4 protein-coding genes are annotated in these 3,578 nt (G+C 40.7%); all 4 read right to left on the bottom strand.

Annotated features, from left to right (window positions below; genetic code table 11):
• The coding region (locus PZA18_RS23595) for a hypothetical protein (protein ID WP_308447452.1) at positions 1 to 217 on the bottom strand (217 nt) is incomplete at its 3' end.
• 143 nt (positions 218 to 360) lie between these two features.
• Positions 361 to 1,239, bottom strand: coding sequence for a hypothetical protein (locus PZA18_RS23590; protein ID WP_284103348.1), 879 nt, complete (start codon positions 1,237 to 1,239; stop codon positions 361 to 363).
• A gap of 621 nt (positions 1,240 to 1,860) precedes the next feature.
• Positions 1,861 to 2,262 (bottom strand): hypothetical protein, encoded by a 402-nt coding sequence (locus tag PZA18_RS23585; RefSeq protein ID WP_284103347.1) that lies wholly within the window; start codon positions 2,260 to 2,262, stop codon positions 1,861 to 1,863.
• A 650-nt stretch (positions 2,263 to 2,912) separates the two neighbouring features.
• Positions 2,913 to 3,578 (bottom strand): RHS repeat domain-containing protein (locus PZA18_RS23580; RefSeq protein ID WP_284103346.1); only part of this gene is annotated, 666 nt, incomplete at its 5' end.

The raw sequence follows: 3,578 nt of genomic DNA, 5'->3' as shown, positions 1-3,578 counted from the left end.
GTTCGTAACGGGTGATGCGGCCGAGGGCATCGACCACCCGACTCATCTGCAGCCGGTCGTCGTAGTGGTATTCGGTGACATCGCCCAGCGCGTTGCGGATGCGGGTGAGTTGCTGGAACGGCCGGTAGTCAAACTGCAGTTCGTTGCTGCCGTCGTCACCAAAGGTGCGGCTGACCCGGCCATGCGGGCCGTATTCGGCGTTGTTGCCAAAGCCCAAGCGGTCGGTGTAGCGCGTAGTAGGTGTACGACGCCTGCCGGTTGGGAGCCTGTTAATTTTTAAAGAGCGGTGATTTAGCTCAAAAGTAGAATTGAGGCAGAAGTCTCCTTAATTTATCAGGTTCATTCTTAAATCTGCCTCAATTAATAAACCGACTCATAAGGTTCAAGCAGCTCAAAGTATTGCCTCTCCAAATTTTTTTTCATAGACTTAAAATCTTTTATTGAAATACCTTCGCCAAATATAAAATCCGAACCCTTTCCATCACAATACCTTCTTATATTTACTACAAAACCAAATTTATCCACGCAATGTACTTTTGCCGAAACAAGAACTTCATTTGATAGATCTTGATAGACAAGTTCAAAGTCTGAAATATTTTCCAAACTCCCGACAAGGCAAAAATTACCATCAAACGCCGATGTTAGAAAAATTTTTTTTCTTAACTCCAAAAGAACCCCCCCCGAAGAAGGCGAAGATGGTTTATCAAGAACCCCCAACAAGGAACTGACATTGCACTCCAAATCAGAGCCACCAAGTTTTTCAAAAATTAGCGATTTGCTTTTCTCTGAAATCAATGGATACTTAATTAACATCTTTAATCTATTCAGCAAGATTTCTCTTGTATCTTTATTTTTCATGAAAAGGCTAGCTGCTTCTATCGCAGATACAAGCGTTCGCTCCTGCACGTCACAACCAAATGGGGTAAGGAACTTCAGGAGCATTTCTACCGACGAAAGATCATTCCACCCCCATTTATAATAAATCAAATTAATACACTCACTCACAAGATCATAGCAATCGGTTAAATCTAGCCAAGACTTAACCTTCAAGAATACATCCGACTCTATCGGGAAATAGCCAAAATCTATCGCATACCCAAGTGCATTAAGCGCCAGCAACGCATCGAAATGCGAATTACGCATACTCAATAGAAAATTCCTCAACAGCTCTACATCAGGCTCAACCAGCAGCCCAGTAGATGCCTTAAGGTGAATTTTCGTTAATTCACTATGATTCACTTCTACCCTCTCGCTCAGCATTTCCCCCTAGGTATTGGTGTTAGTTGGCTATTGGGATGGAAAATTTTCATATCCATTGTGCGGCACGAGCCACAGTTATCACAATAATAAACCGGGGATTTAACATCTGGAGAAAAGAGTATTTTGTAAGTATCCCCCATGCAGTCGCATTCTATATCAGTATATTTATTAATAATGCTAAACATTATATCTCGCAGCTGCATAAGATAAGAGTCCATTTTTTTAGACTCACAATCAAAAGCAAGGTACCTCAGCAGATGCCGCAACCGCACAGGATCAAAATTGCAATTAGTAATATTTGGATCAAATTCAACATATGAGTCCAACCTCCAACAGCTCCATTCTTGTCTATTTATTACCTCCCTATGACACCTTAAGAACTCAGATATTTTCCTAAAAATTGTTTCTTGATCAGCACCTTCATCAAGGAAGCTCTGAACCAACAACTTCAGCTCTTGTATAGCGTTATTCATTCTCACGAAGAAGGCAAAATAGAAATTAAATTATCAAATTTATCTATCACAGTTTTTACAGCACAACATTTTTCAAATCAAGAAAAATAATTTACACTTAAAAAGACATTAACACATAAAAAATCGCTTACTGATCTGCCTTGTAGAAATACAGCTGAAGAGATGACCTTTCATCCCCTTTGATTGACATAAACTCAGCAACCGGAAAGTATGAATCCTTGATGTATCCATCCAACAAATAGCAACCAATGTTTATTGACTCTTCATCCACACACAAAACCACTGGGCGTTTTTTTATAAAGAAACACTCATCACCACTCAACCTTATTGTAAGATTGGTTTGCTCTTGTCTATTTTTTAAATTGACCTCACATGGAATCTCAACCTCCCCACACCGCAAAACCTCGAGACATTTATCACGAAGAATACAAGCATCTTCCACAGAAAAATAAAATATTATGGAATCCCCGCCAAATTTACTCTTTTTTATCTTTAACATAATTTCAAGGACATCTTGATAATGGAACATGAACATTTTTTGTCACTTTAAAATTCCCCTGGCCAGTTGGCCTTAGAAATTCAAAATGAACATGGGGCATATTTGGAACTTCTAGCATACCGATACCATGCTGATCGCTATAGTCATCGTGCTTTACACATGACGAAAATCTCCATGCCACTCAGATACAACAATATCCTTCCCCCGGTGTAAATTTCCCCAAATGCGGAGACAAGCACTCAGCATACTCTTTGAAATCATAAATATATCCATATTTACCTCCCTTAACCTTAACGTACCTCACCTCCAAAATTTTTAATTCCAGGTACGTGATTTATTCGCATTCGCACATCAAAACATTCATAGCATCCCAAATTTCATCAAAATACTCCCCAGACCACCTATCAAGAAGATCTGAACTCATATTTTTTATTACATACCCATCCGCCGCGTCCAAATGAGAGATTACAGATCTAACTAGATTTCTTACGATCCACAAGACCGTTATTCTGCACTTCTCCTTTAAAGATTCAGACCGACAATGGTTTGCAACTGCTCTAATGTCCTCTACTAGATCTTTAAAGAGCAGCTCATCAAAAACTCCTTCCTCAAACAACAAAAAGCAGAAAGTCCCCTCTACTTCATCCGACTTATTTGCAAGAATTCCCTCGACTGCTCTACTAACATCCTGGACCGGTTCTTTTTTCAGCTGATTTAGTTTTTTTCTCATTTAAGGTACCATCCAAATTAAACACTCCCTTTGATGTGTTATTAGAAGAGAATGTTTCATAGTGATCTTTGTGCAGATTATCCAGATAAAAATAATCCCCTTTTCGAAACGTTGTATCACCTATCTTCACTTTATCTGTAAATTTATAAATTTCTGCCCCTTGGAATTTTTTACCTGTTCGAACGGAGCTATTTTTAACTTGCTCCAGAAAAGTAGGACCAGCCACCTTAGCGGGGCAATTTTTCTCCTCATCTTCGCACGGACACCCTTTTCCTCCACCTTTCTTCTTCTGTAACCCCAACGGATCAACCCAGCTAACTGGATTCAGAGCATAGGAATATAAGTTGATTCCTCCTTTTAGAAGAATCGGATCCTGACTAACAAACCTCCCCAAATCCGGGTCGTAATAGCGGAAGCGGTTGTAATGCAGCCCCGTCTCTTCATCGTAGTACTGCCCCTGAAACCGTAGCGGCTGTTCTACCGGTTCAGCATCCGTCAGCCAGTGTAGTTTCAGGGTGTTGCCCCAGGCCAGGTATTCAGCGCGCCAGACGATCTGGCCTGCGGCATTGGTCAGTTCGCGTGGGGTACCGATCTGGTCGGGGTGGTAGTAGTAGAT

It is taken from the genome of Parachitinimonas caeni, from assembly GCF_030129945.1.
Classification (GTDB): domain Bacteria; phylum Pseudomonadota; class Gammaproteobacteria; order Burkholderiales; family Chitinimonadaceae; genus Parachitinimonas; species Parachitinimonas caeni.
This window is presented reverse-complemented; position numbering and strand designations above follow the sequence as displayed.

What these genes read in the sequence shown, in the direction of transcription:
- PZA18_RS23585 (WP_284103347.1), bottom strand. Translation starts at nt 2,262, where the DNA reads ATGTTCCATTATCAAGATGTCCTTGAAATTATGTTAAAGATAAAAAAG.